This is a genomic window from Dactylosporangium sp. NPDC049742 (assembly GCF_040674675.1).
Lineage (GTDB): Bacteria > Actinomycetota > Actinomycetes > Mycobacteriales > Micromonosporaceae > Dactylosporangium > Dactylosporangium maewongense.
This window is the reverse complement of the sequence record NZ_JBFANF010000008.1, coordinates 42727-68158: the sequence shown is the minus strand read 5'-3', so window position 1 is coordinate 68158 and position 25432 is coordinate 42727. Positions and strand designations below refer to the sequence as shown.

The following is a 25432-nucleotide window of genomic DNA, read 5'->3' as shown; positions in this document are numbered from 1 at the left end:
CTCGCGTCGGCGGCCGGTTGTCGCGGGTTGCCTTACTCGGTGGTCAACGGGCGCCGCTGGTACTGACCGCGGGGCTCACCCTGGATCGCCCCATCGGCCAGGACGTGGTGGCCGCGCACGAACGTGTCGGTCACGGCGGCGGACAGCTCGAACCCCTCGAACGGCGTGTACTCCTGCGTCGAGAGGGAGTCCTCGGCGCGCACGACCCACGACCGCGAGTCGTCGACGAGGCAGAAGTCGGCGTCGTACCCCACCTTGACGACGCCCTTGCGACCGGAGAGCCCGTAGCGCTGGGCCGGGTTCCACGCGGTCAGGGCGGCGATCCGGTCCAGGCCGAGGCCCCGCTTGCGACCTTCGGTGATGAGCGCCGGCAGGAGGTACTCCGCTCCGCCGAAGCCGGACTTGGCCACGAAGACGTTGTCGCGCTCCTCGCCGAACTTCATCTCGTCGCGGCAGCAGGCGTGGTCGCTGACGACCCAGTCGATCTCGCCGGCGAGGACGTGCTCCCACAGCCCCTCGACATCGTCACGCGAGCGGAGCGGGGGGTTGACCTTGCCGCCGATCCCCGACGCGCTGTGGTAGTCGGCGACGAGGTGGCCGATGGTGACCTCGCGGCGGAAGTTGATGTGCGGGAAGGTCTTCGCCATGAGCAGGGCCGCCTCGACCGCCTTGCGTCCGCTCAGGTGCAGCAGGTTGATGTTCGCCAGCCGCGTCTCGTGGGCGAGGTAGGAGGCGATGGAGATGGCGAGGCCCTCGGAGTGCGGAGGCCGGGAGGCGGAGTACGCCTCGAGCCCGGTGAGCCGCCCCTCCTGCTCGACCATGGCGGTGTAGGCCGACATGATCTCGGCGGTCTCGCAGTGCATGCTGAGGGAGATGGAGTCCGCGATCTGCGGCTCGGCCTCCCGGGCCGCCTGGATGCCGCGCATGACGAACTCGAAGTGCGCGAGGTCGTAGCGCTCGCCCTCGGGAGTCATGAGGAACGAGCTCTGGTCCGCGGACCGGCCGTGCAGGCCGTGGCCACCGTAGAACATGAAGATCTTGAACGACGTGACGCCGTGCTCCTTGATGAGCTCGGGAATCTCGCCGATCTGCTCCTTGGACATCGGCGCGAGGTGGAAGGCGTAGTCGATGTACGCCCGGCCCTGGCTGCGCTCGAGCACCTCGGGGAACACGTCACGGTACGCGCCGCCCTTGTTGAGGTAGTACTGCCCGGTGCGCATGTAGTTGAGGCCCGTCGTCACACCGCCCTGGGCCGCCGCCTTCGACTCGGTCTCCGTGTCGATCTCGAGCGGGTTGTAGATGCCCCAGTGCTGGTGGGCGTCGACGACGCCGGGCAGCGCGAGCTTGCCGCCACCGTCGACCGTCGTCGTCGCGGTGGCGTCGCCGAGGTGGCCGATGGCGGCCACCCGCCCGTCCGTCACGGCGATGTCGGTGAGCACGGCCTGGCGCGACTCATGGGTGACGAGGCGAACGTCGCGGACGATGAGGTCGTAGTTCATAGGTCGCCTTCCTGCGCGGTAGTGGTGACGGAGTACTCGATGGCCGCCACGTCGTCGAGGGCGGAGAGGGCGGCACCGACGTCGCTCAGTTCGTCGAAAGCCAGCACGCGCGCCGCGATCAGCGCCACCGCTGTCTCGGGAAGGTGCCGCCCGGCGTTGTCACGGAACTTGAGCTCGACCTCGTCATCGGAGAGCGGGTGCTGCGGACCGCCGCGGTTGACGAGGACCCGCTCGGTCACGGCCGAGCCGTCGACGAGCTCGGCGGTGAGGACCGCAGGGAACTGCTCCGGGAAGATCCGGGTGCACTCGTCGTCGGCGACGACGCTGACCTTGTCCATGATTTCCCGGCGCATGGGGGCGACCGCGAGCTCGTCGGTGTAGTCGTCGAGGCCGACCCCGAGGCCGCCTCCCCCGCCGAGCAGGCCGACGGCGACGGCGTACGGACCGGAGAACTGGGCCTGATAACCCGTGACCGGGCGGCGCTTGCCGTTGATCGGCTCGCCGATCGTCCTGATGACCGGCGCCGGGACGCCGAGGGTGAGGCTGCGCACCGCACGGTGGTCCACGCCCCTGCGCCGCAGCGCGGTGGCGGCGTCGATGGCGGCGTGGGTGAAGTGGTTGGCGGGGTACGGCTTGAAGAAGATCCTGGGCACCTCCCACTCGGTTCCCAGGCCCTCGAGGATGGCGGCGGGGTCGAACTCGCCGCGCAGGAACGCCTCGAAGAACCCGAACCGCCCTTCGAGCACGGTCGGCGGGCCCGTGATGCCCCGGCTGACGAGGTCGGCCGCCGTCACGGCGGAGTGCGCGGCCCAGCCACAGTGCAGTCGCTTGACGTTGCCACCGGTCCGGTTGGCCTCGATGATGCCGGCGGCCATGGACGCCGCGACGCCGAGGCAGCTCGTCAGCTGTGCCTCGTCCTGGCCGAGAACGACGCCCACGGCCACCGCGGCACCGAGGGCGCCGCAGATCGAGGTCGCGTGCTGCCCGTGCTCGAAGAACACCGAGTTGCCGGCCTGCCGGTCGTAGCCGGCCATGCCGATGCGGACGCAGACCTCGAGACCCACGGCGATCGCCGTGACCGCCGTGCGCCCGTCGGTGCCCGCGCGCTCGGCGGCGGCGAGCACGCTGGGCACGATGGTCGCGCTCGGATGGAGCACCGAAGGCAGATGCGTGTCGTCATAGTCGAGGGAGTGGGCGAGCACTCCATTGCCGAAGGCGGCGAGCGCGGCGGGGACCCGGTGCGGCACTCCGATCGCGCGCGCCTGGGGGGCACCGCCCTGCTCGGCGACGTAGTCGATGACGGCCTGACTGCTGTCGAGGCTCTGCGCCGCGATGCAGATGCCGAGCGTGTCCAGCACCCGCTGCCGCACGCTCGCCGTGACCGCCGGGGGCAGGTTCTCGTAGCGGGCCCCGGCGGCGAACCGCGCGATCGCCTGGGCGAGGGTCGCGTCATGCACCGCTCGTCACCGCCAGGGGACGGACGGGCGATCCGGTCGCGCCGTAGAACTTGAGCGGCGAGGCGACGAAGACGAACTCGTGCACGCCCTGGGCGGCGAGCTCCTCGAGGTCGAGGGTTTCCATGATGTAGATGCCGGCGTTGACGAGCAGTACCCGGTGAGCAGGCAGCACGCTGTGTCCCGCGCCCGGAGGGAGGCACTCGAAGGCGATGGTGTCGGCGCCCGCGGCGACGACGCCCCGATCCGCGAGCCAGCGTGCGCCGGCCTCGCCGACACCGGGGACGCCGGACTCGCCGCCGATGAAGACCGATCGGTCGGGGTCGTCGAAGTGCCTGCCCCAGCCGCTCCGGATCAGGACCACGTCGCCGGCCTCGACGGACCCGCCCTGACGTTCGAGGGTGACCTCGAGGTCGTCGGGCGTGATCTCGTAGCCGGGAGGGCATCCCTCCGGGGTGCCGAGGGCCGCCGGCACGTCGAGGAGGACGCCACGACGCACCATGGCGGGGATGGTGTGCGCCCCGAGCTCGATGAAGCGACCGCCTGAGGAAGCCTCGTAGGCGTCCGAGCCGTCGAAGAGGCGACCGTCCTGCGACACGTGGGAGAGGGCGTCGATGTGCGTGCCGACGTGGGTGCCCATGGTGATGATGTCGTTCGAGGCCGAGCCGCCGTCCGACCGCACCATGTCGCCGTGCCGGCGCGGCAGCGCGTGCCAGTAGTGAGGGTGGTTGGGAGACTGGGGCATCCCCACGAAGAGGACCCGCCCCAGGTCGAAGACGCGCACGCCCTGTGCCACGGCTTCAATCAACACGTCATCCGGCACGTGAACCCTGTCCTCCGTTTCCGGTCGGGCATTGAAGGCGCCCTTCACCTCGGGCCCCGCTGGTGTAGTCACGGAGACTAGCCGAGAAACCCGCAGAGCGGAACACCATTGCGCTCTGTGGAAAGCGTCTCTTTCGCGGTACGGCGGCACCTTGCCCTCTCGGCAACCCGATCGCACCCGACCAACTCGCGCGATTGACTCCGAGCGACATCGAACCTAGCTTGAGTGCGGAACGATGTTCCACTGTCGGGAACCAAGGAGGGACATGACTCAGGATTCGTTGCGTGGCGTCAGGGTCATCGACGCGTCCACGATCCTGGCAGGCCCGCTGTGCTGCCAGATCCTCGGCGACTACGGAGCCGAGGTCATCAAGCTGGAACATCCGACCAAGGGCGACGCGCTACGAGGTCACGGCCCGTCCAAGGACGGGGTGCCACTGTGGTGGAAGGAAGTGTCCCGCAACAAGCGGGCCGTCACGCTGAACCTGAAGGTGCCCGCCGGGGCCGAAGTGCTCAAACGCCTCGTTCGCGAGTCGGACGTGCTCGTCGAGAACTTCCGTCCGGGGACGCTCGAGCGCTGGGGGCTGTCGCCCGAGGCGTTGCAGGCCCTCAACCCCGGACTCATCATCGTGCGGATCACCGGCTTCGGCCAGAACGGTCCCTACGCGTCGCGTCCCGGGTTCGGGACCCTGGCCGAGGCGATGAGCGGCTTCGCCCACCTCACCGGTGAGGCCGACGGCCCTCCGATGCTGCCCGCCTTCGGCCTGGCCGACAGCATCGCGGGCATCGCCGCCTCCTCCGCGGCCGTCATGGCCCTCTACCACCGGGACGCACGCAACGGGGCCGGCCAGGTCATCGACCTCAGCCTCATCGAGCCGATCCTCACCGCGGTCGGCCCCGGCGTCACCGTCTACGACCAGCTCGGCGTCGTCGAACAGCGGCACGGCAACCGCTCGACGAACAACGCCCCCCGCAACACCTACCTCACGAAGGACGGCCACTGGGTGGCCGTCTCGACGTCCGCACAGGCGATCGCCGAACGGGTCATGCACCTCGTCGGCCACCCGGAGGTCGTCGACGAGCCGTGGTTCGCAGCCGGGCACACGCGCGCCGAACACGCCGACGAACTGGACGAATACGTCGGCACCTGGGTCCGCAAGTACGACCGCGACGAGGTCCTCGCGGCCTTCGAGCAGGCCGGTGCAGCGCTCGCCGCTGTCTACTCCGCCGCCGACATCGCCCACGACCCACACATGCGCGAGACCGAGATGATCACGCAGGTCGAAGACCCCGAGCTCGGACCGATGCTCATGCACAACGTCATGTGGCGGATGTCGCGCACACCCGGACGCATCCGATTCACCGGCCGCCCCAAGGGCGCCGACACGGAAGAGGTGCTCACCGAGCTCGGCTACACACAGGAGGAGATCGCCGACCTGAACGCAGCCGGAGCCGTCTGACGCGAAGACACCCGTAACCACGCGGGTGACCCCTGACAGTGGTGACGTGCGCGTACACGGCCGCGATTCAGGGCACCCCGCTCTCCATCTGCCTGCGGACATCCAACACGCCGCGCTCCTCACGCGGCGGCGCTTCACGTAGCCCGTCCCATCGCACCCTTCTCATCTCACAGCAACGGCCTGCGCCGACACCTCATGCGTCACTTCCACTCCGACGTCTCATGCGTCGCTTCTGCGGCGTCGCCACATGCACCACTTCTGCGGCGTCGCCACATGCACCACTTCTGCGGCGGCGTCTCATGCGTCGCTCCACGGCGTCGCCTCGTCCGTCGCTTCTGCGGCGGCGTCTCATGCGTCTCTCCTGCGCAGGAGGACGGCGGCTAAGGCGAAGGTCAGCGCCGTGTACGCGCAAAGGACACCGAGGCCGGCCCACGGGGACAGCGGGTAGTAGCCGGTGGCGGGGGTGTACACGCTGTCGACCTGGGGATAGCGGGTCAGGGTCTGCTGGACGGCCAGGGCCGCAGCAGGGGTGAACGTCGCCAGCCACTCGGCCATGGCTGGCGGCAGGAACGGTGTCCGCGCCAGCAGGTGGGGCAGCACGGTGGCGACCACGACGGCGGTCACCGCGGTGGCGCCGCGTCGCACGACCGTGCCGACGGCGAGCGCGAAGACGGCGGTGACGGCGAGCAGCGCGGCGGTGCCGGCCTCGGCCCGCAGCAGGGTGCCGTCCGTGGCCGGGAACACGGTGAGGCCGAGGCCGCGGACCACCCGCAGCCACAGTGGCACCGCGATGACCGTCGCGGCCAGGCAGACGGTGAACGTGACACCGGCCAGCACGGCCGCCTTGGCCGCCAGCAGACGCACCCGGTGGGGACTGGCGCTGAACGTGGTGCGGATCAGCCTGGTCCGGAACTCGGTCGTGATCATCTGGGTGGCCACCACGACGATGACGACCAGCGCGGGGAACGTGCCGAAGAGCAGATCGGCTGCGGTGGCACCGACGGGCACCTCGTTGCGGGGCGCCGGGCCGAGGTCGCCGGCGCCGGTCACGGTGAAGCCGTCGCCGGACGCGGTGAACCCGCCGGACGTGCCGGACGGATAGCCCGCGAACGTGGCCGTGCCCGCTCCTCGCTGGTCACCGGCCCAGTCGGCGGCGGGCCAGGCGCCCGCCAGTTGAGGGCCGCTGAACGTGGCGGTGGCCGTGTTGCCGGCGGTGCCGATGCCGTCGACCAGTGGCGGGCAGGCCACGAACAGGCCCACCTGCACGGTGCCGGACAGTCCCGCCAGCCGCACGGAGTCGACCTCGCTCCAGCTCGCGCCGTCGGCGGAGACCTCGCCGGTGACCGTGTCGCCGGCTCGGGTCAGGCGCAGCCAGCCACCTGCCGGCGCGGCGTGGTCGTGCAGGTAGTCGTGCTGCATCCGTACACCATGAGCCGCCGTCATCATGATGGCCGCATAGCGGGCGCCGGGCTCGGCTCCCGCGCTGACGATCAGTCCTGCCTTCGCCCATGGGCTGGTGGAGGACGGTGCGGTGACCGCGACGGTGATGCTGCCGTCGCCGGTCAGGGGGCGGTGCACGAAGAAATACGCGTCGCTGACGGGTCCGCCGTGCGGCCCGATGGGCACCTTCGAGCGCTCTTCGGGTGCCCCGCCGGCCAGGCCCGTGAGCGGGAACAGCACGATCATCAGGGCGGCGGCCGCGGCGGCGCGCACCCAGCCGGGCACCGTGCGGAACTTGGTCCACTCCGACCGCAGCAGCCTGGTGACTTGTGTCATGGCTTCGGTTGTACGCCGGCGGTGGTGACAGGACGGTGTCGATCGCTGTCACCGGGCTGTCACCACCCGCGTGGCATCGTGGTCGGCGTCGCTCTTGCTGCATGGAGGTGTGGTCATGCGAGTGCTGGTGGTTGAGGATCATCGGACGCTGAACGCGTTGATCGCGTCCGGTCTGCGCCGCGAGGCGATGGCCGTCGACACCGCCCTCGACGGTCACGCCGCGCTGGAGCAGCTGGCCGCCACCCGTTATGACGTCATGGTCCTGGACCGCGACCTGCCCGGCCTGCACGGGGACGAGGTGTGCCGGCGCACGGTGGCCGGCGGGGCGGGCACCCGCGTGCTCATGCTCACCGCGGCCGGCACCGTCCGTGACCGGGTCGAAGGGCTCGGCCTGGGCGCCGACGACTATCTGCCCAAGCCGTTCGACTTCGCCGAGCTGGTCGCGCGCGTCCGGGCGCTGGGCCGCCGCAGCACGCCGGCGCTGCCCCCGGTGCTGGACAACGGTGACCTGACTCTCGACCCCAACCGGCGGGTCGCGTCGCGGGCCGGCCGGCGGCTGGATCTCAGCCCGAAGGAGTTCGCGGTGCTGTCGCACCTGCTGGCCGCCGGCGGGCGTGTCGTGTCCACCGAGGAGCTTCTCGAGCGGGTCTGGGACGACGCGACCGACCCGTTCACCACGACCGTGAAGACGACGATCGCCCGGCTGCGTGGCAAGCTCGGCCAGCCACCCGCCATCCACACCGTCCGCGAGGGCGGCTACCGGATCGGCGAGCGGTGACCGGCCCAGCGCCGCGCCGCCGGTTGCGCACCCGGCTCGCGCTGCTGCACGCGGCGTTCGCCTTCGGCTGCGGCGTGCTGCTGCTGGCGTTCGTCAACCTGCCGCTGATCAGCACCGGCCACACCACCCCCGTCGACGGGAGCGACGGTGCCCAGGCCACCAGCAACCTCGGTGAGCTGCTGCGCTACTCCGCCGTCGCGCTGGTCTTCATCGCCGCGCTGTCCGTCGTGCTGGGCTGGTGGATCGCCGGGCGGGCGGTGCGCCCCCTTCAGGTGATCACGTCTTCGGCCCGAGCGATGTCCGCGGACACCCTCGCCGCGCGGCTGCGCGTGCCGGCCGCGTACCAGGAGTTCGCGGAGCTCGCCGACACGCTCGACGATCTGCTGCGACGGTTGCACGCGTCGTTCACGGCACAGCGGCAGTTCATCGCCAACGCCTCCCACGAGCTGCGCACGCCGCTCACCGTGCAGCGGACCATGCTGCAGCTGACGCTCACCGACCCGCACGCCACCAACGAGACCCTCCGATCAGCCTGTCACGAGCTGCTGGAGCTCGGCGAGCAGCAGGAGCACCTGATCGACGCGCTGCTCACGCTGGCGACGGGCTATCAGCCGATCGACCGCTGGGAGCGGTTCGACCTCGCCGAGGTGACGCGGGCCGTCGTCCTCGACCACCGCGCGGAGGCCGAGCGGCGCGGCGTGCGCGTCCACACCGTGCTCGCCGCCGCACCGGTGCTCGGCGACCCGCGCCTGGCCGCGAGCCTAGTGACGAACCTGGTCGGCAACGCGCTGCGGCACAACGTCCCGGACGGGACCGTCGAGGTCGCCACGACCCCCACGGGACGGCTGACCGTCGGCAACACCGGGCCGCCGATCCCCGCCGCGGAGATCGGGCGGCTGTTCCAGCCGTTTCAGCGCCACGGCACCGACCGCACCGACGACACGGGTGGCCACGGGCTCGGGCTGGCCGTCGTCGCCGCCATCGCGCAGGCGCATCACGCTTCGCTCGCCGCGTGCCCCGGGCCGGAAGGAGGGCTCCACATCACCGTCGACTTCTCACCTGCGCCCTGACGACCGCGGGGCATCGGGGCCGAGCGCTCGCGGCGACCCCGCGCGGTCGGTGCCGGCAACAGCCGGGTGGGCTGTCAGAACGGCTGCTACTGGGGCTGCTGCTGGGGCGGGGACAGCGATGGCCGGAGGGTTGGCTCGTGGCTGCGCGGCTGCTACGGCGGGGCACCCTTGGCGTGGGACCGCCCTGGTTGAGGCGGTGCGGCACCGAGGCAGCGCGGCGAGGGAGGTCGGGGCACCTGCCGGAGGGCTGTGCGGCCGCGGCGGCACCGAGGACAGTGCGGTGGGCACGCCCCTGTCGGTGATACCGAGGGCAGCGCGGTGGGCAGGCCACCGTCGGTGGCACCGCGGGCAGTGCAATCGCCGTTGGCGGCACCGGGGGCAGTGCGGTGGGCAGGCCGCCGTCGGTGGCGCCGTAAGGTCCGGCATGGGCGGTCGTGGTGATGCCGGTCGCTGGGGACTGGAGGTCCAACACGGGCCGGCCGTCGTCGCGGCGGGTGGTGTCGGGAGGTTCGGCATGGGATCGCGGTGATGCCGCCGGGGGGCACAGAGTCGAGGACGGTCGGAGTGCCGTGGCGTGTGGGGGTGTCCCGACTCAGGTAGCTGGCGATGAGTCGACGTGGGGCACCCTGAGGAACGGCCTTGGGCCGGCGCCTGTGGTAGGGCCGGCCCAAGGGTGTGTCGGTGTTCAGGTGTTACTGCGGCAGGCTGAACTTCTGGGCGCCGCTGCCGTTGCAGTCCCAGATCTGCATCTGGATGCCCTGGGTCGTCGAACCGTTGGGGTCGTCGAGGCACTTGTTGGACTGCGGGTTGTAGTAGGTGTTGTCGGCGCGGTGGATGAAGACCTGGGCCCCGGTGCTGTTGCAGTCCCAGATCTGGAGCTTGGCGCCGTTGGCGGTGGAGCCGCCCGGGATGTCGAGGCACTTGCCGAACGCGCGGAGGGTGCTGCCCGCCTCGACGTACGTCCACTGCTGCGCACCGGTGCCGTTGCAGCCCCACAGCTGGACGGGCGTGCCGTTGGCGCTGTTGGAGGAGCGGACGTCCAGGCAGAGGCCGCCGGGGCCCTTCACGGCCTTGCCGCCGCTCGGGGGCGGCGTGGTGCCGCCACCGCCACCGCCGCCGGCCGTGTACGCCGCGACGTAGTCGACCATCATCGGGGCGCCGGACACGGTGGAGGCGTAAGGGCCGCCGCCGAACGCGGCCGGGAAGCCGCCGCCGATCGCCACGTTGAGGATGATGAAGAAGCCGTGGTGGGTCGCGTTGTTCCAGGTGGTCGCGTCGACCTGGTTGGCGTTGATGGTGAAGAAGTTGTTGCCGTCCAGGTACCAGCGGATCTGCTCCGGCGAGGTGCTGCGGTCCTGCTCGACGGCGTACGTGTGGTAGCCGCCGTTGCAGCCGCCGCAGGGACGCTCGCCGCTGCCGATGCCGGTGGTCTCGTTGCACGGGCCGCCGGGGTTGGTGCCGCAGTGCAGGGCGCCGAAGACGGAGGGCCGGCCGTTGATGTTCTCCAGAATGTCGATCTCGCCGATGCCGGGCCATCCGGTCGCGCCGGTGCCGCGCGCCGCCGCGCCCAGCATCCAGAACGCGGGCCAGTAGCCGGCGCCGTTGGCGGTGTTGACGTTGGGCTGCGCGATGCGCGCCTCGACCCGCAGCTTGCCGCCTGCCGGTGCGGCGATGTTGGTGCGCTGCGTCTCGATGCGGCCGCTGGTCCAGTTGCCGGCGCCGTCGCGGAGCGGCCTGATGGCGAGGTTGCCAGCACCGTCGAGGTAGACGTTCTGGGTGCTGTTGGTCATGTTCTCGATCTCGCCGGTGCCCCAGTTGCCCGCGCCGCCGGGGTACCCGTGGCCGAGGTCGTAGAGCCAGTTGCCGGTGTTGACACCGGTGTTCGCGGCGCCGTTGAAGTCGTCGGCGAAGATCTGGGTCCAGCCGGACGGGGTGGGCGGCACCGACGCGCCGGCGTCGGGCAGTGCCGCGATCGATGCGGCTGCCACCACGACCGCGCCGGCGGCGGCGAGCAGCGCGGTGCGGCCGCGGAGCCTGCGGGGTGTGCGTTCTTGTTGGATCTCCACGGTGAGGGTTGCCCTTCTCGAGCAGGAGCGGAGACGGTGCGATTGGCGGTACGCCACACGTTGGCGGACGTGAGAGCGCTCTCAGCATCCTGGGCTACTGGAAAGCTTGTTGTCAATAACTGCAGGTCCGGCAACGCGATCACGCACGACGCGACGTACTGAAAAGTCGGAGCGGGGCGAAAAAAGTGCACCCGCCGCCGGCAGTACCGGCGACGGGTGCGGCGAACGGAGTCGTCAGCGCAGACCGGCGCGCCTGGCGACGGTGATCAGCTTCCCGGGGTCGTCGGAGATGATGCCGTCGACGCCGAGGGCGATGGCACGGTCCATCGTCGGCTCGTCGTCGATGGTGTACGGCACGACCTTCAGCCCGTCCCGGCGGTGCAGGACGTCGACGGTCGGGCCGTGGAAGTAGGCCGGGTTCTGCCGCAGGTACCAGTCGTCGGACACGACGGTGCCCTGGGCCGGGTCGTGCACCTGCCAGTTGGCGGAGACGGTCGACGCACCGCTCGCCTTCACCAGTTTGCCCAGGTCGCGGTACTTCCACCAGTCGAGCGTGCCGGTCCACGGGCTCTTCACCGACGGGTTGCCGTAGACCGCCTGCAGCGAGCACTCGTCGGCGAGGGTGGCGCACTCGGCGGGGCCGTACTGCCAGACCAGCGCGACGGTCTCGATCCTCGGGTTCAGCGCGCGCGACAGCTGGATGGTCCGCCAGTCGAAGGACTGGATGGTGACGCGGCGGTCCAGGCCGGCCTTCGAGATCGCGGTGACGAGACGGATGGTGAAAATCCAATACGGCTCGGTGTCGGCGACGGTCGGGCTGATCTTCGTCTCGATGTTGAGGCGGATGTCGTCGCGGCCGCTGGACTTGACGACGGCGAAGAGCTCGTCGAGCGTCGGGATGCGCTCGCCGGGCGCCGAGGCGTTGCCGCAGTCGACCGTCTTCACCTGGGCGAGGGTGAGGTCGTGGATCGACTTGCCGATGTACGGGAACAGCGGGTCGCCCGGACGGACCGGCGCGGTGTCGCGGCAGTGGGAGCCGTTCAGCGAGCGGTCGTGGCTGACGACGAGCACGCCGTCCTTCGTGACGCCGGTGTCGAGCTCCAGGGTGGAGATGTCGGCGTTGCCCAGCGAGTTACGGAACGCGGCCAGGGTGTTCTCCGGCCGGGTCGCCTTGCCGCCGCGGTGCGCCTGGATGTCGAAGGGTGACTTGGTACCGCGCGGCAGCGCGAACCCGCGCTGGGCGGCGACGGTCCGCAGGCGGTCCGGGTAGTCGGTGATGATGCCGTCGACCCCGTCGTCGATGAGCTTGTTCATCGTGGCCGGGTCGTCGACGGTCCACGGGATCACCTTGATGCCGTTGGCGTGCGCGTGGCGCACCATCGCCGCCGTGACGTACGGCTGGTAGCCGGCGTCGGTGACCTTGCCGTTCTGCGGGAAGCCGTGCACCGGCGAGAAACTCGTCACGCCGATGGATTTCACGGCCGCGATCGGGTCGCCGCCGAAGTCGTCGATGTCGAGGCCGCCCAGCCACGGCGAGGCGCCCGGCTGGCCGGTCTGCAGGAAGTCGCGGTTGGTCAGCGCGACCAGCGCGAGGCGCGGCTCGACCTCGCGGAAGCGGCGCAGCGCGCCCCAGTCGAAGCTCTGGATCGTGACCCGGCGCAGCAGCCCGGCGGCGCGGATCTCGCGCGCGGCGACCTGGACGAACTGCTCGCGCGGCGCGGTCTCCTGCGGCGCGCCGGCCTCGACCTTCGTCTCGAGGTTGAACTTGACGTCGTCGTTGCCGTAGCGGGCGACGAGGTCGAACACCTCGTGCAGCAGCGGCATCCGCGAGCCGGGGGTGAGCAGCTGGCCCGGGTGCTCGGGCAGGCCCTTGCTGCCGCAGTCGAGCGTCCGGACCTGCGCGAGGGTCAGGTCCTTGATGAATTTCCCGACGTACGGGAACGCGGGATCGCCCGCCGCGACCGGCGCGGTGTCGAGGCACTTGGCGCCGCTGACGCGACGGTCGTGGGTGACGACGGCCTGGCCGTCGGCGGTGATCTGGATGTCGAGTTCGAGGGTGGTGACGCCGAGCCGCAGCGCGTTGCCGAACGAGCTCAGCGTGCTCTCGCTGCGCAGGCCGAGCCCGCCGCGGTGAGCCTGGATGTCGAAGGACGCCTTGCGGTGCGCCGCCGCGGGCGTGGCCACCGCCAGGGGAAGGAGAAGGCCGGCCGCGATCACGGCGGCCGACCATCGAGACATGGACATGACGGGCACGTTGCCAACGTCAGGCGGCGCGAGGCGGGGCGGAGGTTGACGGGTCCGTGAACGCCGGGCGTACAAGCTTTCACGGCGTCCGGGTCGTCCAGTGCCGGAGCTTCTCGGGGTTGAGCACCGCCCAGATGCGCCGGATCCGGTCCCCCGCGACGTCGAACGCCAGCACCGCCACGACCGCGCCGTCGACCTCGGCGACCAGGCCGGGCTCGCCGTTGACGGTCCGTTCGGCGAGCCGGAACCCGGTGCGGACCGCGAAGAACCGGCCCACCTCCTCGGCGCCCACGACGGGGTGCGGTGCCGCGTTGACGAGGCCGCCGCCGTCGCCGGTCGCGGTGACCGCCGGGTCGAGCAGGTCGATGAGCGCGTCGACGTCCGCGGCCTCCCATGCCCGCCGGAACGCCCGCACCACGCCGGTGCGGTCACCCGCCGGCGGCGCGGCCTCGCGGTGCTCGCGGATGCGCCGGCGGGCGGACGACGCGAGCTGCCGGCACGCCGCCGGGCTGCGGCCGACGATCCCGGCGACCTCCGCGAACGGGTACTGGAACACGTCGTGCAGCACGAACGCGACCCGCTCCGCGGGCGTCATCGCCTCCAGCACCACGAGGAACGCCATGCTGACCGACTCGTCGAGGGTGACCCGCTCGGCCGGGTCGGGCGCGGCGCCGTCGGGCCGCCCGCCGATCCACTGTGGACGGCCGGGCAGCGGCTCGGGAATCCACTCCCCGACGTAACGCTCGCGCCGCACCCGCGCCGACCCGAGCAGGTCCAGGCAGATCCGCCCGGCGACGGTCGTGAGCCACGCCGCCGGGTTCTGGATGGACTCCTGTTGGTGTTCGCTCAAGGTGTACCAGCGTGCGTAGGTCTCCTGGACCACGTCCTCGGCGTCCGCGAGCGATCCCAGCAGGCGGTATGCGAGGTCCGTCAACCTGCGCCGCTCGGCCATGACCGGTTCCATGTGGCCCCCTTCCGTGCACCTCCAGTGTCGACGAGACAGCCCCGCGGATTGTGAGCCTCACATGTCGGCCGCCGGCTTCGTCGTACATGAGCAGCCAAACGACAAGGGAGCAACGACATGCAGCCTGTGAATGCCGCCGTCGTCTACTACAGCGCGACCGGCACCGTGCACGCCCTCGCGGCGGCCGTGGCGGAGGGAGCCGAGAAGGCCGGCGCGACCGTTCGGCTCCGAAAGGTCGCGGAGACCGTGCCGGAATCCATCATCGGAGGGAATCCGGCGTGGGCCGCGCACGTTTCGGCGAGTGCCGACGTCGCCGGGGCGACGCTGGACGACCTGGACTGGGCCGACGTGGTGCTCTTCGGCACGCCGACCCGCTTCGGCAACGTGTCCGCGCAGCTGAAGGCGTTCATCGACAGCACCGGGCCGCTGTGGTTCAGCGGCGGGCTCGCCGGGAAGGTGTACACGGCGTTCACCGCGTCGAACACCGCCCACGGCGGCCAGGAATCGACCCTCCTCGCGCTCGCCAACGTGTTCTACCACTGGGGCGGCATCATCGTGCCGCCCGGCTACACGGACCCGATCCAGTTCAGGTCGGGCAACCCGTACGGCACCTCGCACGTGACCGGCGACGGCCCGCCCGGCGAGGTCGTCCTGCAGGCGGCCCGGCACCAGGCCCGCCGCGCCGTGGAGACCGCCGCCGCGCTCAAGGCGGGCCGGTTGCCGGAAACGGGCCGGTTGCCGGAAAACGGCGTGCGGGCATGATCGTCATGGCGGACACTGGCGGGCGTGAAGCTTGCTGAAGCGCTTGCGCTGCGCGCCGACGCGGCGCGCCGGGTCGAACAGCTGCGCGCCCGCATCACGGGCAGCGCCCGGTTTCAGGAGGGTGAGACGCCCGCCGAGGACGCGGCGGCGCTGCTCGCCGAGGCGGGCGCCGTCCTCGACGAGCTCGAGTCGCTGATCCGGCGGATCAACCGCACCAACGCCGCCACGCCGCTCGGCGACGGCACGCTCACCGACGCTCTCGCCCGCCGGGACGTGCTGCGCCTGCGGCACAGCGTGGTGACGGCCGCGGCGAGCGCCGCCGCGGGTGAGGGGCAGCGCGGCTACCGGCAGCTGCGCTCGGAGCTGAAGATGCTGTCGGCGCTGCCGGTCGCCGAACTGCGCGCCGAGGCCGACGACGTGGCGCGGCAGCTGCGCGAGGTCGACACCGCCGTGCAGCGCACGAACTGGGAGGCCGACCTCCTGGACTGACCGGATGGGACGCGAAGCAGGTAGCCGTCGTGGAGGCGTGCACGACCCGAGAGCCGACGGGCAATTCGGCTCCTCTTCTGGCGCGCCGCGGGCAGGCGCGGGGGTTCGACTCCCCGGCAGACAACGCACGCCCAGCACAGCGCACAGGTGACGAGGCACGGAGCACGGCACACCACCGGGTGCAGATCCACGACGGCGAGGGCGGGCAAGGGGCACTTCGCGTCTCCGGGCGACTTCCCGCGGCGGCTATTGCACTGCTGGATGGATTCTGCGGCCGCAATTGCACTGTTGGGCGGCTTCCCGCGGCGGCTGGTGCGCTGCTGGGCGCTTCCCGCGGCGGTCAGTGCACCGCTGGGCGGCTTCCAGCTGGGCGGCCGAGCTCCCGGAGCAGCCAGGCGACGGCGTCGTCGGGGCTGTCCACCACCGGGTACGTCGGGCCGCCGTCGGGAGCGGTGACCGCCCAGCTGCCGACTGCGACGAGCGGCCGCCCGAGCCGCATCGCGAAGCCGATCTCACTCAGCGTCCCCCACCCGCCACCGACCGCGATGAGCCCGTCGGCGGTCCTGGCGATGAGCCCGTTGCGCAGCTCCCCCATGCCGGTCGGCAGCGCCACGGTCAGGAACGGGTTGCCCTCGCTCCGGTCCCCGCCGGGGAGGAGGCCGACCGTCGTGCCACCCCGCTCGAACGCGCCGCGGCACGACGCCCGCATGACCCCGCCCAGCCCGCCGGAGAGGACCACCGCGCCCGCCTCGGCGAGCAGCGCCCCGACCCGCTCGGCGACGCGTTCCTGCTCCCCGGTCGCCCGCCCCGCCCCGATCACCGCCACATAGGGTCCCCGCACGTCGGCGACGCTACCCGCCTTTCGCCGCTTCCGGATGCTGTACGCCGGTCACACCGATCGCGCGAGCTCGGCGAGGCGGGTCCAGGCGGGTGACGACGCGCCGGCGGCGAGGGCGGCGAGGCGGGTGATGTCCGGGTCGGCGCCGGTGGAGGGCTCGCCGGACGGGTACCGCGCGGCGTACCAGCGGCGGGCGCGGGCGGCGAGGGCCGGCAGGGACGGGTCGTCGGGCGGGGCGTCGAACGCGGCGTCGTACGCGAGGTAGATCGCCTGGAACTCGGGGTCGTCGAGGGCGTCGAGCTTGTCGGTGACCCAGCCGTCCGCCTGCCGCGGCGAGACGGCGTGCAGCAGCACCCAGATGTCGCGCTCCAGCAGGACGGCGCGGTCGCTCACCCCGAGCGCGCGTAGCCGGTCGAGGTAGGCGGCGACCTCCTCGCTGACGAACAGGCGGTCGCCGGTCCGCAGCTGGGCGATGCGGTCCCGGCTGCGTTGGATTTTCTCGGCCTGGCGGCGCAGGTCGTCGTCGATCTCGGCGGTCGCCGCGGCGAACTCCGCTGGGGCGGCGACGAGGAGCTCCTTGACCCGGGCGAGCGGCACGCCCGCGTCGGCCAGGGTCTTGATCTGCACGAGCTGGATGGCGTGGGCGGCGGTGTAGCGGCGGTACCCGGACTCGTCGCGGGACGGCTCGGGCAGCAGGCCGCGCGCGTGGTAGTGGCGGACGGCCTTGATGGTCACGCCCGCGTAGTCGGCGAGCCGGCCGATGGTGAGCAGGTGCCGTTCGTCGCTCATGACCCGCATCCTGTCAGCGCGGACCAGGCCGTCCGGTGCCCGGCATCCTGTCAGCGCGGACCAGGCCGTCCGATGCCCGGCATCCTGTCAGCGCGGACCAGGCCGTCCGGTGCCCGGCATCCTGTCAGCGCGGACCAGGCCGTCCAGTGCCCGGCATCCTGTCAGCGCGGACCGGGCCGTCATTGCCCGGACGGGACGCGGCGGGTCATGCGGCCGCCGGAGCAGCGGTGGGTGGGGCCGTCCGGACCGTCGCCGTGGTACGACACGAGGTACTGGCGCGACGTCAGGTCGAGGTCGCCGAGCGGCAGGCCGGCGGGTGCGAACAGGTCGGCGCCGACCGGTTCGTACCGCAGCGGCGGGACCACGAAGGGGCCGCCGACGAACCCCGTGAAGGTGGCCTCCTGTACGGCGTCGGCGGGTTCGTAGGTGATCCGCTCCTCCAGCTGCCCGTCCACGGCGCTTACCTCGATGCGCAGCTGGTCCGACCGGTAGGTGCCCACGTAACGCGACAATGCAACGTCTGTTGGATTCAGGACCACCGGCGCGGCCGGCAGCAGCGATGACAGCAGCGCGTCGTGCAGCGCCAGGGCGCGGGCGTCGTTGCCGTAGGCGGCGAACACCAGATCCTCCGAGGGCGCGACGGCGAGCACCGCGACCCCGCCCGGCGACGCCCCGGACATCGTCAGCACGGTCGTGCCGCCCAGCTCGCGCACCAGCCAGCCCATTCCGACCGGCGGCACGTTCGGCGTGCCCAGGTCGTGGGCGACCGTGCGCATCAGCTCCGCCGAGCGGGCCGAGATCGCCGGTGCACCGGCGGCGGCGAGATGCGCCCGGCCCAGCGCGAGCAGGTCCCCGACGGTCCCGATCGGCGTGCCGCCGGCCGGTGCCCACGTCGCGGGGAGCGTGAACATGCCGGTCGTCCGCACCTTGCCGGTGGCCGGGTCGGCGAAGTGCCCGACCGCGGCGCCGCGCAGGATGGCCTCCTCCGCGGACGTGCACGCGTCGGTCATACCCGCCGTCGCGTACACCTCCCGCCGCAGCAGCTCGTGATACGGCGTCCCGGTGACGACCTCCAGCATCCGTCCGGCGACAATCATTCCGCCGTTGGAATAGCTGACGAGCTCGCCCGGCTCGAACAGGGTCCCGCACTGCCGGCCCAGCCCGTCCAGGTAGGTCCGCAGCGCGTCGGGGCCGCACCCGGCCGGGAAGAACAGGTCGGCGTCGATCCCGCTGGTGTGCGTCAGCAGGTGCCGCACCAGGATCCGGCCGGCCGCGCCGGGCGTGGTCAGCGTGAACTCCGGCAGGTACGTCACGACCGGCGCGTCCAGGTCGACGGCGCCGAGCTCGACCTGCCGCAGCACGAGCATGGTCGTCATCACCTTCGTGATGGAGCCGAAGAGGAACCGGGTGTCGCCGCGCATCGGCGCGCCGGTGGCGGCGTTGGCCACCCCGTGCGCGACGATGTGCTGCCCGCCGGCGTGGTGGACGCCGGCGACGTAGCCGGGGATGTTCGTGGTGTCGCAGAAGGCCGCGACCCGCTCGCTGATGTGCGCCATGTCGGTCATGCCGCCATCGTCGGACCCTGCCCCTGGGTCAAGGTCAAGCCCGCGGTCAGCCCTGTTGCGTCGGCACTCAGCCTTGTTGCCTCGGCACTCAGCCCTGTTGCGTCGGCACTCAGCCTTTGTTGCGTCGGCACTCAGCCTTGTTGCGTCGGCACGACGATGATCTCGGCCAGGTTCACGCGGGCCGGTGCGGCCGTCGCGTAGGCGATCGCGTCGGCGACGTCCTCCGGCGTGAGCACCTCGATCGAGTCGCGCCATTGGGCGAGCTGGTCGCGCTGGGTGGTGTCGAGCATGCCGTCGCCGAGCTCGGTGAGCACGAAGCCCGGTTCGACGTTCTTGACCCGGACGCCGCGCGGGCCGAGCTCCGCCCGCAGGTTGCGGGTGAGGTGCGCGACGGCGGCCTTCGTGGCCGTGTAGACGCTGTAGTTCGGGAAGACCATGTGCCCACCCACGGATCCGACGTGCACGAGGTCCGCCGGCCGGCCGTCCGCGGCCGCCGCGAGCAGGTCGTCGATGAACGCGCGGCCCGTGTGCAGCAGCCCGCTGACGTTCGTCGTGATCATCTCCTGCCACTCGGCGGTCTGCGCGGCCTCGAACGGGGCGGCGAGCATGACCCCCGCGTTGGCCACGACGAGGTCCACCCGGCCAAACGCCTCGCGGATCGTGGCCGCGGCGGCCCGCATCGCGTCGAGGTCGCCGACGTCCGCGGCGACCGGCAGCGCGCTGCCGCCGATCTCGGCCGCGAGGTCCTTGAGGCGGCTCTCCCGCCGCCCGACGAGCGCGACGGCCGCCCCGCCGTCCGCGAGACGCTTCGCGGTCGCCGCGCCGATGCCGCTGGTCGCTCCGGTGACGACGGCGACCCTGTTGGTGTTTGTCATGCCTCCACCGTCGGCGCCTCGGCACAATCCATCCAGGACGGGATTTACCTGGGAGTACCACGGCCAGGCAACCGCCGTCCGAGCCGCCTACGCTGGACGGATGCACAGCGACAACCGGCTCGGCGAGTTCCTGCGGGCGCGCCGCGAGGTGACCCGGCCCGAGGACTTCGGCCTGCCCGAGCCGGCCCGCCGCCGCACCCCCGGCCTGCGCCGGGAGGAGGTCGCCCTGCTCGCCGGGGTCAGCGCCGACTACTACGTGCGGCTCGAACAGGGCCGCGAGAAGCACCCATCGGATCAGGTGATCGATGCCCTGGCTCGCGTGTACACGCTGAACGACGAGGGCATCGCGCACCTGCGGGAGCTGGCCCGCCCGGCATCCCGCCCGCGGCGCCGCCCGCGCCAGCCGGAGCGGGTCAGCGCGCACCTGCTGCGCCTGCTGGACCTGTGGACCGAGACGCCCGCGATGGTGGTCGGCCGCCACCTGGACGTCCTCGCGAACAACGCCCTCGCCGCGGCCCTCAACCACTGCTCGGTCAAGGGCCAGAACCAGGTCCGCGCCGTCTTCCTGGACCCCGCCACCCGCCGCATCTACGCCGACTGGCCGAAGGTCGCCGCCGAGACCGTCGCCAGCCTGCGCGCCACCGCGGGCGCCGACCTCGACGACCCCCGCCTCACCGACCTCGTCGGCGAGCTGTCCCTGAAGAGCGAGGACTTCCGCCGCCTCTGGGCCCGCCACGACGTGGCCGCGAAGACCGCCGGCACGAAGCGCTTCGTCCACCCGATGGTCGGGGAGCTGACCTTGTCGTTCGAGACCTTCACCGTCAACGGCGCCCCCGGCCAGCAGCTGCTCGTCTACCACGCCGAGCCCGCCAGCCCGTCCGCCCAGGCGCTGCGCCTGCTCACCACCATGACCACCGACCTGCCCACCACCGTCCCGGCCTAGGACAGGGCGGCGGGGAACTTCCACCCGCCCGGACCGGTCAACGGCTACAGCCACGCGGTCCGCTTCTCCGGTGAGCTCGTCGCCGTCTCCGGCCAGGTGCCGTTGGATTCCGCCGGCGGGCTCGTCGGCCCCGGCGGCCCGGAGGCCCGGATCCGTCAGGTGATCGCCAGCCTCCTGGTGCACCCCGCGTTCCGCGTGGAGGTCGGCGCCCTCGCGACCGTTTGACGCGGCCATAATCCCCGGCCGGGTGGATATTCTCGTGGCATGGATCTCGGGACGGGTGGCGGGACAGCGGGGCCGATCCGGACGGCGCCGGCTCCGGTGGACCGGTTGACGCTCGTGAACAGGGTCGACGCCGGCGACTGGGCCGTCGAGCTCCCGCAACCCGTCTTCCTCCGCAAGGGCGAGCAGGTGTGGGTGGACGGCGGCGCGGTCTGCGTCGGCCGTCCGGACGGGGACGTCGTCCGGCACGAAGGCAGCGGCTATTGGATTTGCCGGGTAGGTCCCCCGCGCCTCGGTCAGTTGTAGAAGGTGCTGCTGCCGTAGTGCAGCGGGGTGCCGTCGAGGATGACGGGGTGGCCGGGCGGGAGCGGGGTGCCGTCGAGGGCGGGGATCGTGACCCCGGTGAGGTCGGGCGGGCAGAAGTCGTCCACGTCGTCCTCGGAGACCGTGGCGAGCAGGTCGATGCTGATGTCGAGCCGGCTGTCGCGGTACACCTGCAGCACGCAGGAATCGGTCCAGCTCGGGTTGACGTCCAGGGTGTCCAGGACGCGCAGCAGGTCGGCGTGGTCGCTGAGGACGAACCAGTCGGTGGCCGTGTCGTTGTTGTTCACCATCGAGGTGCGGCGGACGACGTACCAGCTGAACATGGCCAGTACGGTAGCGCCGTGGACCTCGAGGGACTGCGGCAGGCGGCGGAGGCCGGTGATGCGGGGGCGGCGCGGGAGCTCGGGCACCGCCTGTGCGTGCTGGAAGGGGCGTCGTCGCTCGAGACGCCGGACGACGTGCCCGAGGCGGAGGGGTGGCTGCGGCGCGCGCTGGCGGCCGAGCCCGCCGACCCGGTGACCGCGACCCTGCTCGCGGGGCTGTTGCTGCGGCAATTCCGCACCGTGTTGGAATTTTCGCCGCTGTACGACGGGACCGGCGACCGACAGGCCTGGCTTCGCAGCCTGTGGGGGCGCCGCGCCGAGGCGTTCGAGCTGTACGGCCGGGCGCTGGACGCCGACCCGGCGCACGCGGCCGCCGCGAACGGGATGGCGCTGCTGGTCCTGGACGAGTCCACGACCGACGACTTCGTCTGCTACACCGGCGAGGACGAGCCCGAGGACCTCGACGCGCAGGACCCCGCCTGGCGTGCGGAGGCGGCGCGCCGGCTCCGGGCGCTGCTGGCGCTGCGGCCGCGGGACACGATGGCCGCGGCGCACCTGGCCGCGGTCCTCGGCGAGCCTTCACCCAGCCGGGAGGAGGTGCCGGGCGGAGCCGCCGAAGATCGTTAGGGCGTGCGGATGGCGCGGGCGGACGAGGAGAGCACTGCGGCCGGGATCTACGGCGTCATCGTCAGCGCCGCCGTCATGGCCGCGTCGCACGCCCACACCGCGGCCGCCACCGCCGTCGCGGTCGTGGTGACGCTGCTCGTGTACTGGAGCGCGGAGCGCTACGCGCGGCTGGTCGCCGAACGGATCCACGAGGGGCACCGCCCGGCCTGGGTGGTGGTCCGCCGGCAGCTCGCGAGCGGCTGGGAGATCGTGACCGCCTCGGCGCTGCCGGTGGCGGTGCTCGTCGCGGCCGACCTGGCGGGTCACTCGCAGCCGTGGTCCGTGGTCGCCGCCCTGGTCTGCTCCACGCTGCTGCTTTGCCTGGCGGGCTGGGAGATCGGCCGGCACGGGCGCCTGAGCCGCGGCGAGCGGGTGGTGTCGGCGGCCGTCGCCGGCAGCTTCGGCGTCGCGCTGATCGTCTTGAAGACGTCCCTGCACTGACGCCGCGGCGAGCCGGTCCGGCGCCCGGCGAAGGCGCTGCCAGTGCCGCCGGTCCGGCGCTCGGCGAAGGCGATGACAGGGCCGCCGGTCCGGCGCCCGAGGAAGGCGGTGCCAGTGGGCCGGACCGGCGGCGGCGTCAGCAGCCGTCCTTGAGGGTCTGCGCTGGTTGCAGGTCGTCGGGGTCGAACTGGGTCTGCCAGGTCTTGCCGTCCTGGAGGGTGACCTCGACCTCGTGCTCGGTGACGAAGCGGGCGGACTTCACGGTGATGTTCGGGGTGTCGCCGAAGCCGCTCTCGATGCACACGAGAGGGCGGGTGGAGTCGCGGGTCAGGATGCCTGCAGGGCGGGACACCCGGATGAACCGGCGCGAGGTGAGGCTCAGGTCTTCCAGGCTGACGACCTGGTACGTGCCGCTCGGCGAGCTGGCGAGCACGGTGCGGTCCCACTCCGGGTCGGTGAACAGGGCGAGGAACGCGCCGCCGGCCGCGACGACCAGGGTCAGCACGGCGCTGACGACCCCGACCGCGATGGCGGCGGCCCGGTTACGGATGATCAGCACGGCGACGACCCCGCCGGTGAGCGGGGTCAGCGTGACTGCACCGGCGAACCAGTACCCGCCGTGGCCGAGCCGCACGAAGTTCCACGGGTTCCAGGCGGCCAAGCCGGAGACGACGATGAGGACGGCGGCCACGCCGATGGCCACGAGCGCCGCGCGGACGCGGGTGGGGCTGAGCGGGGTTATAGGTGCGCGAGGCGTTGTGAACGAGCTCATGCGCGCGATCGTCGTCAGTGCCGTCCGGCCACGCCGCCCTCAGTCGCGATCATGACAGAAAGCGGCGGACCATGCCTGCGGCGAGAGGGGCGTCGGCGAAGGCGCCCGCGGCGAGTCTGGCGGCGACGGTACGACGGACCATGGCGTCCGCCACGGACGGGAAGTGGCGGGCGACGGCCATCTCGAAGCGGCCGCGGCGGGTGGTGGCGACCGCGCGGGGCGCCTTGCGGGCGGTCGCGGCGCGCACGATCGCGGTGACGACCCCATCGGCCGGCTCCAGCCTGGACACGCCCTGCAGCGACAGGCCTGCGGCGGCGGTCGTGTCGTGGATCGGGGAGGCGACCATGCTCGGGTAGACCACGCTGACCCCGACGTGGGTGCCGACCTCGAGGCGCAGCGCGTCGGCGTACGCGACGAGGGCCCGCTTGCTGACGCCGTACGCGGCCGCGAGGGGCAGCGGCAGCACGGCCATCCTGCTGGCGACGAACACCACCCTGCCGCGGGCCGCCTCGAGGGCCGGCATGGCGGCGGCGGTCGTGCGCCACGCGGCGAGGAGGTTGACGTCCAGCTGCCGCGCGACGACCTCGTCCGGCGGCAGCTCGGCGGGTGCGGGACCGCCGACGCCGGCGTTGTTGACGAGCAGGTCGAGGCCGCCGAGCCGGTCGACGGCCGCGGCGACGGCGCCGGGGACCGCGGTGGCGGAGGTGAGGTCGCAGGCGAGGACGGGCACCGGCCCGTCGGCGGCGACGAGGTCGATGCCGACGACGGACGCGCCCGCTGCCGTGAACCGTTCGCCGAGCAGCTTTCCGAACGTGCCGTTGGCGCCCGTGACGACGACCCGCCGTCCGCGCAGCGCGCTCACGTGCCGGCCCGATCGCCGCCGGGCGCCTGCCGCGCGCCACCGTCTGCTCGCATCTCGCCACCTTCTGGCTGCGTCTCGCCGCCGTCTGCCCGGATCGGACCACTGGGCGCTGGATTCTGGGTGGTCGCCGCGCGTTTACGGCCGGCGACCAGTTCGCGGGCGGCGAGGTCGAGGTAGGCGTCGAAGTCGATCCGCATCGCCGGACGGCGCTCGCCCCACCTGTCCCGTGCCGCGCGCAGCTCGTCGGCGCAGTCCTGGCGCTGCGCGGCGAGCGGTGGCAGCGCGTAGGTGCCCGCGAGGTGCCCCGCGACCAGCCTGGCCTGGGCCTCCACGACCGGCAGCGCGGCGCCCGTCGACTGCATCAGCCCGACGAACATGAGACCCGGCGCGTCGAGGTGGAACACGTGCCGGTAGAGCGGCAGCCGGTCCGCGCCCTCGCCGAGCAGCGCCGGGTCGAGGAACGGAAGGTCGACGCGGTAGCCGGTACACCAGACGACGACATCGACGGAATCCCTGCTGCCGTTGGAAAACATCACGTCATCGCCGTCGAAACGGTCGATCGCCGGGCGCACCTCGATCTCGCCGTGGGTGATGCGCGGCAGGAGGGCGTCGGACAGTGTGGGGTGGTCCTGCAGGAAGCCGTGGGCGGGGGCGGGCAGGCCGTACCGCTGCGGCGGCCCGACGGCGAGCCGCAGCATCGTCTGGCTGATGCGCTGCCGCGCCCGCCACGGGAGGCGCTTCGCGAGCGCGCCGTTGAGCGTGTCGGACGGGCGGCCGAACAGGTACTTCGGCACGATCCAGACGCCGCGGCGCACCGACAACAGGGTGCGCGTGGCGGCGTGCGAGGCATCGACGGCGATGTCCATCGCGGAGTTGCCGCCGCCGACGACGAGCACCCGGCGGCCCTGCAACTGCTCGGGGCCGCGGTAGTCGTGGCTGTGCAGCTGGGTCGCGGTGAGGTCGCCCGGGTGCGGCGGGTCGGGCAGCCGGGGCACGGTGTTGTGCCCGTTGGCGACGACGACGGCGCCGGCCGTCACCTCGACCGTCCCTTGTGGACCTTCCGCCGTGACCTCCCAGGTCCCGTGCGGTGTCTGGTGTACGCGGGTCACGACGTGCCGGTGGCGGACCTGTTCGTCGAGGCCGAACGTGCGGGCGTAGTCGGCGAGATACGCCGCGACGCTCGCGTGACCGGGGTAGTCGGGCCAGCCGGCCGGCATCGGGAAGTCGGCGAACTCGGTGCGGGTGCGGCTGGTGTTGAGGTGCAGCGTCCGGTACGCCGACGAGTGCGGGCCGCCGAGCACCCACAGCCCGCCGGGCCGGTCACCGGCGTCGAAGCAGATCGCCGGCACCCGCGCGTCAGCGAGGGCCTTGAGCGTGGCGAGCCCGGCCGGCCCGGCGCCGATGACCACCACCCTGTATTCCAACACG

General features: G+C 72.2%; 24 protein-coding genes and 1 pseudogene. 10 read left to right on the top strand and 15 right to left on the bottom strand.

The window, feature by feature from the left end:
* Window positions 1-32: 32 nt before the first annotated feature.
* From AB0J72_RS13100 to AB0J72_RS13090, 3 genes are read right to left on the bottom strand one after another with little or no spacing between them, the layout of a single operon-like run.
* Window positions 33-1499, bottom strand: coding sequence for a dihydroorotase family protein (locus AB0J72_RS13100; RefSeq protein WP_363398197.1), 1467 nt, complete (start codon window positions 1497-1499; stop codon window positions 33-35).
* Window positions 1496-2956: an MmgE/PrpD family protein gene (locus AB0J72_RS13095; RefSeq protein WP_363398195.1), complete on the bottom strand. Its 1461-nt coding sequence runs from the start codon at window positions 2954-2956 to the stop codon at window positions 1496-1498. The genes AB0J72_RS13100 and AB0J72_RS13095 overlap by 4 nt, the downstream gene beginning before the upstream one ends.
* Window positions 2949-3749, bottom strand: a complete 801-nt coding sequence (locus AB0J72_RS13090; RefSeq protein WP_363398193.1) for a cyclase family protein — start codon at window positions 3747-3749, stop codon at window positions 2949-2951. The genes AB0J72_RS13095 and AB0J72_RS13090 overlap by 8 nt, the downstream gene beginning before the upstream one ends.
* Window positions 3750-4041: 292 nt before the next feature.
* On the opposite strand from AB0J72_RS13090, the gene AB0J72_RS13085 reads away from it, so the two are divergent.
* Window positions 4042-5235, top strand: a complete 1194-nt coding sequence (locus AB0J72_RS13085; RefSeq protein ID WP_363398191.1) for a CoA transferase — start codon at window positions 4042-4044, stop codon at window positions 5233-5235.
* 348 nt (window positions 5236-5583) lie between these two features.
* Here AB0J72_RS13085 and AB0J72_RS13080 read toward each other — a convergent pair whose 3' ends face one another.
* Entirely contained in the window at window positions 5584-7011 is a 1428-nt protein-coding gene (locus AB0J72_RS13080) for a hypothetical protein (protein WP_363398189.1), read from the bottom strand.
* Between the two features lie 115 nt (window positions 7012-7126).
* Between AB0J72_RS13080 and AB0J72_RS13075 the strand changes: the two genes are divergently transcribed.
* Together AB0J72_RS13075 and AB0J72_RS13070 are read left to right on the top strand one after the other, a co-directional pair.
* The gene (locus tag AB0J72_RS13075; protein WP_363398187.1) at window positions 7127-7789 is read left to right on the top strand and encodes a response regulator transcription factor; all 663 of its coding nucleotides are present in this window, start codon (window positions 7127-7129) and stop codon (window positions 7787-7789) included.
* Window positions 7786-8859: a HAMP domain-containing sensor histidine kinase gene (locus tag AB0J72_RS13070; RefSeq protein WP_363398185.1), complete on the top strand. Its 1074-nt coding sequence runs from the start codon at window positions 7786-7788 to the stop codon at window positions 8857-8859. Before AB0J72_RS13075 ends, AB0J72_RS13070 begins: the two co-directional genes overlap by 4 nt.
* A gap of 692 nt (window positions 8860-9551) precedes the next feature.
* Here the strand turns inward: AB0J72_RS13070 and AB0J72_RS13065 are convergent.
* The 3 genes from AB0J72_RS13065 to sigJ all read right to left on the bottom strand — a co-directional run bounded on the left by AB0J72_RS13065 (window position 9552) and on the right by sigJ (window position 14133).
* Window positions 9552-10925: a ricin-type beta-trefoil lectin domain protein gene (locus AB0J72_RS13065; protein ID WP_363398183.1), complete on the bottom strand. Its 1374-nt coding sequence runs from the start codon at window positions 10923-10925 to the stop codon at window positions 9552-9554.
* A gap of 234 nt (window positions 10926-11159) precedes the next feature.
* Window positions 11160-13169, bottom strand: a complete 2010-nt coding sequence (locus AB0J72_RS13060) for a glycerophosphodiester phosphodiesterase family protein (protein ID WP_363398181.1) — start codon at window positions 13167-13169, stop codon at window positions 11160-11162.
* A gap of 79 nt (window positions 13170-13248) precedes the next feature.
* Complete coding sequence (sigJ, locus tag AB0J72_RS13055; RefSeq protein WP_363398179.1) at window positions 13249-14133, bottom strand: RNA polymerase sigma factor SigJ; 885 nt, start codon at window positions 14131-14133, stop codon at window positions 13249-13251.
* Window positions 14134-14250: 117 nt separating this feature from the next.
* Between sigJ and wrbA the strand changes: the two genes are divergently transcribed.
* Window positions 14251-14895 carry an NAD(P)H:quinone oxidoreductase gene (gene wrbA / locus AB0J72_RS13050; protein WP_363398177.1) on the top strand — a complete coding sequence of 215 codons (645 nt, stop codon included), beginning with the start codon at window positions 14251-14253 and terminating at the stop codon, window positions 14893-14895.
* A gap of 24 nt (window positions 14896-14919) precedes the next feature.
* Window positions 14920-15384: a DIP1984 family protein gene (locus tag AB0J72_RS13045; RefSeq protein WP_344509744.1), complete on the top strand. Its 465-nt coding sequence runs from the start codon at window positions 14920-14922 to the stop codon at window positions 15382-15384.
* 340 nt (window positions 15385-15724) lie between these two features.
* Here AB0J72_RS13045 and AB0J72_RS13040 read toward each other — a convergent pair whose 3' ends face one another.
* The 4 genes from AB0J72_RS13040 to AB0J72_RS13025 all read right to left on the bottom strand — a co-directional run bounded on the left by AB0J72_RS13040 (window position 15725) and on the right by AB0J72_RS13025 (window position 19451).
* On the bottom strand, window positions 15725-16261 hold the full coding sequence (locus tag AB0J72_RS13040) for a TIGR00725 family protein (RefSeq protein WP_363398520.1): 537 nt from the start codon (window positions 16259-16261) through the stop codon (window positions 15725-15727).
* 12 nt (window positions 16262-16273) lie between these two features.
* On the bottom strand, window positions 16274-17011 hold the full coding sequence (locus AB0J72_RS13035) for a MerR family transcriptional regulator (RefSeq protein ID WP_363398175.1): 738 nt from the start codon (window positions 17009-17011) through the stop codon (window positions 16274-16276).
* A 179-nt stretch (window positions 17012-17190) separates the two neighbouring features.
* Window positions 17191-18576 carry a serine hydrolase domain-containing protein gene (locus AB0J72_RS13030; RefSeq protein WP_363398173.1) on the bottom strand — a complete coding sequence of 462 codons (1386 nt, stop codon included), beginning with the start codon at window positions 18574-18576 and terminating at the stop codon, window positions 17191-17193.
* Between the two features lie 131 nt (window positions 18577-18707).
* On the bottom strand, window positions 18708-19451 hold the full coding sequence (locus AB0J72_RS13025) for an SDR family oxidoreductase (protein WP_363398171.1): 744 nt from the start codon (window positions 19449-19451) through the stop codon (window positions 18708-18710).
* 100 nt (window positions 19452-19551) lie between these two features.
* On the opposite strand from AB0J72_RS13025, the gene AB0J72_RS13020 reads away from it, so the two are divergent.
* The 3 genes and pseudogenes from AB0J72_RS13020 (at window position 19552) to AB0J72_RS13010 (ending at window position 20922) form a co-directional block, all read left to right on the top strand.
* Complete coding sequence (locus tag AB0J72_RS13020; protein WP_360563281.1) at window positions 19552-20394, top strand: helix-turn-helix transcriptional regulator; 843 nt, start codon at window positions 19552-19554, stop codon at window positions 20392-20394.
* 39 nt (window positions 20395-20433) lie between these two features.
* Window positions 20434-20619, top strand: a pseudogene (locus AB0J72_RS13015) (Rid family hydrolase); the annotation flags it as partial.
* Window positions 20620-20658: 39 nt separating this feature from the next.
* A complete protein-coding gene (locus tag AB0J72_RS13010; RefSeq protein ID WP_363398169.1) occupies window positions 20659-20922 on the top strand; it encodes a hypothetical protein in 264 nt (87 codons plus the stop codon).
* Here the strand turns inward: AB0J72_RS13010 and AB0J72_RS13005 are convergent.
* Entirely contained in the window at window positions 20913-21263 is a 351-nt protein-coding gene (locus tag AB0J72_RS13005; RefSeq protein WP_363398167.1) for a hypothetical protein, read from the bottom strand. The genes AB0J72_RS13010 and AB0J72_RS13005 overlap by 10 nt on opposite strands.
* 18 nt (window positions 21264-21281) lie before the next feature.
* On the opposite strand from AB0J72_RS13005, the gene AB0J72_RS13000 reads away from it, so the two are divergent.
* The gene (locus AB0J72_RS13000; RefSeq protein ID WP_363398165.1) at window positions 21282-21890 is read left to right on the top strand and encodes a hypothetical protein; all 609 of its coding nucleotides are present in this window, start codon (window positions 21282-21284) and stop codon (window positions 21888-21890) included.
* 9 nt (window positions 21891-21899) lie between these two features.
* Entirely contained in the window at window positions 21900-22370 is a 471-nt protein-coding gene (locus AB0J72_RS12995; RefSeq protein WP_363398518.1) for a hypothetical protein, read from the top strand.
* A gap of 136 nt (window positions 22371-22506) precedes the next feature.
* On the opposite strand, the gene AB0J72_RS12990 is transcribed toward AB0J72_RS12995, so the two are convergent.
* The 3 genes from AB0J72_RS12990 to AB0J72_RS12980 form a co-directional block, all read right to left on the bottom strand.
* Window positions 22507-23073, bottom strand: a complete 567-nt coding sequence (locus tag AB0J72_RS12990; protein WP_363398163.1) for a hypothetical protein — start codon at window positions 23071-23073, stop codon at window positions 22507-22509.
* A 118-nt stretch (window positions 23074-23191) separates the two neighbouring features.
* On the bottom strand, window positions 23192-24004 hold the full coding sequence (locus AB0J72_RS12985) for an SDR family NAD(P)-dependent oxidoreductase (protein ID WP_363398161.1): 813 nt from the start codon (window positions 24002-24004) through the stop codon (window positions 23192-23194).
* Window positions 24001-25431 (bottom strand): NAD(P)-binding domain-containing protein, encoded by a 1431-nt coding sequence (locus AB0J72_RS12980; RefSeq protein ID WP_363398159.1) that lies wholly within the window; start codon window positions 25429-25431, stop codon window positions 24001-24003. The genes AB0J72_RS12985 and AB0J72_RS12980 overlap by 4 nt, the downstream gene beginning before the upstream one ends.
* Between the last annotated feature and the right edge of the window lies 1 nt (window position 25432).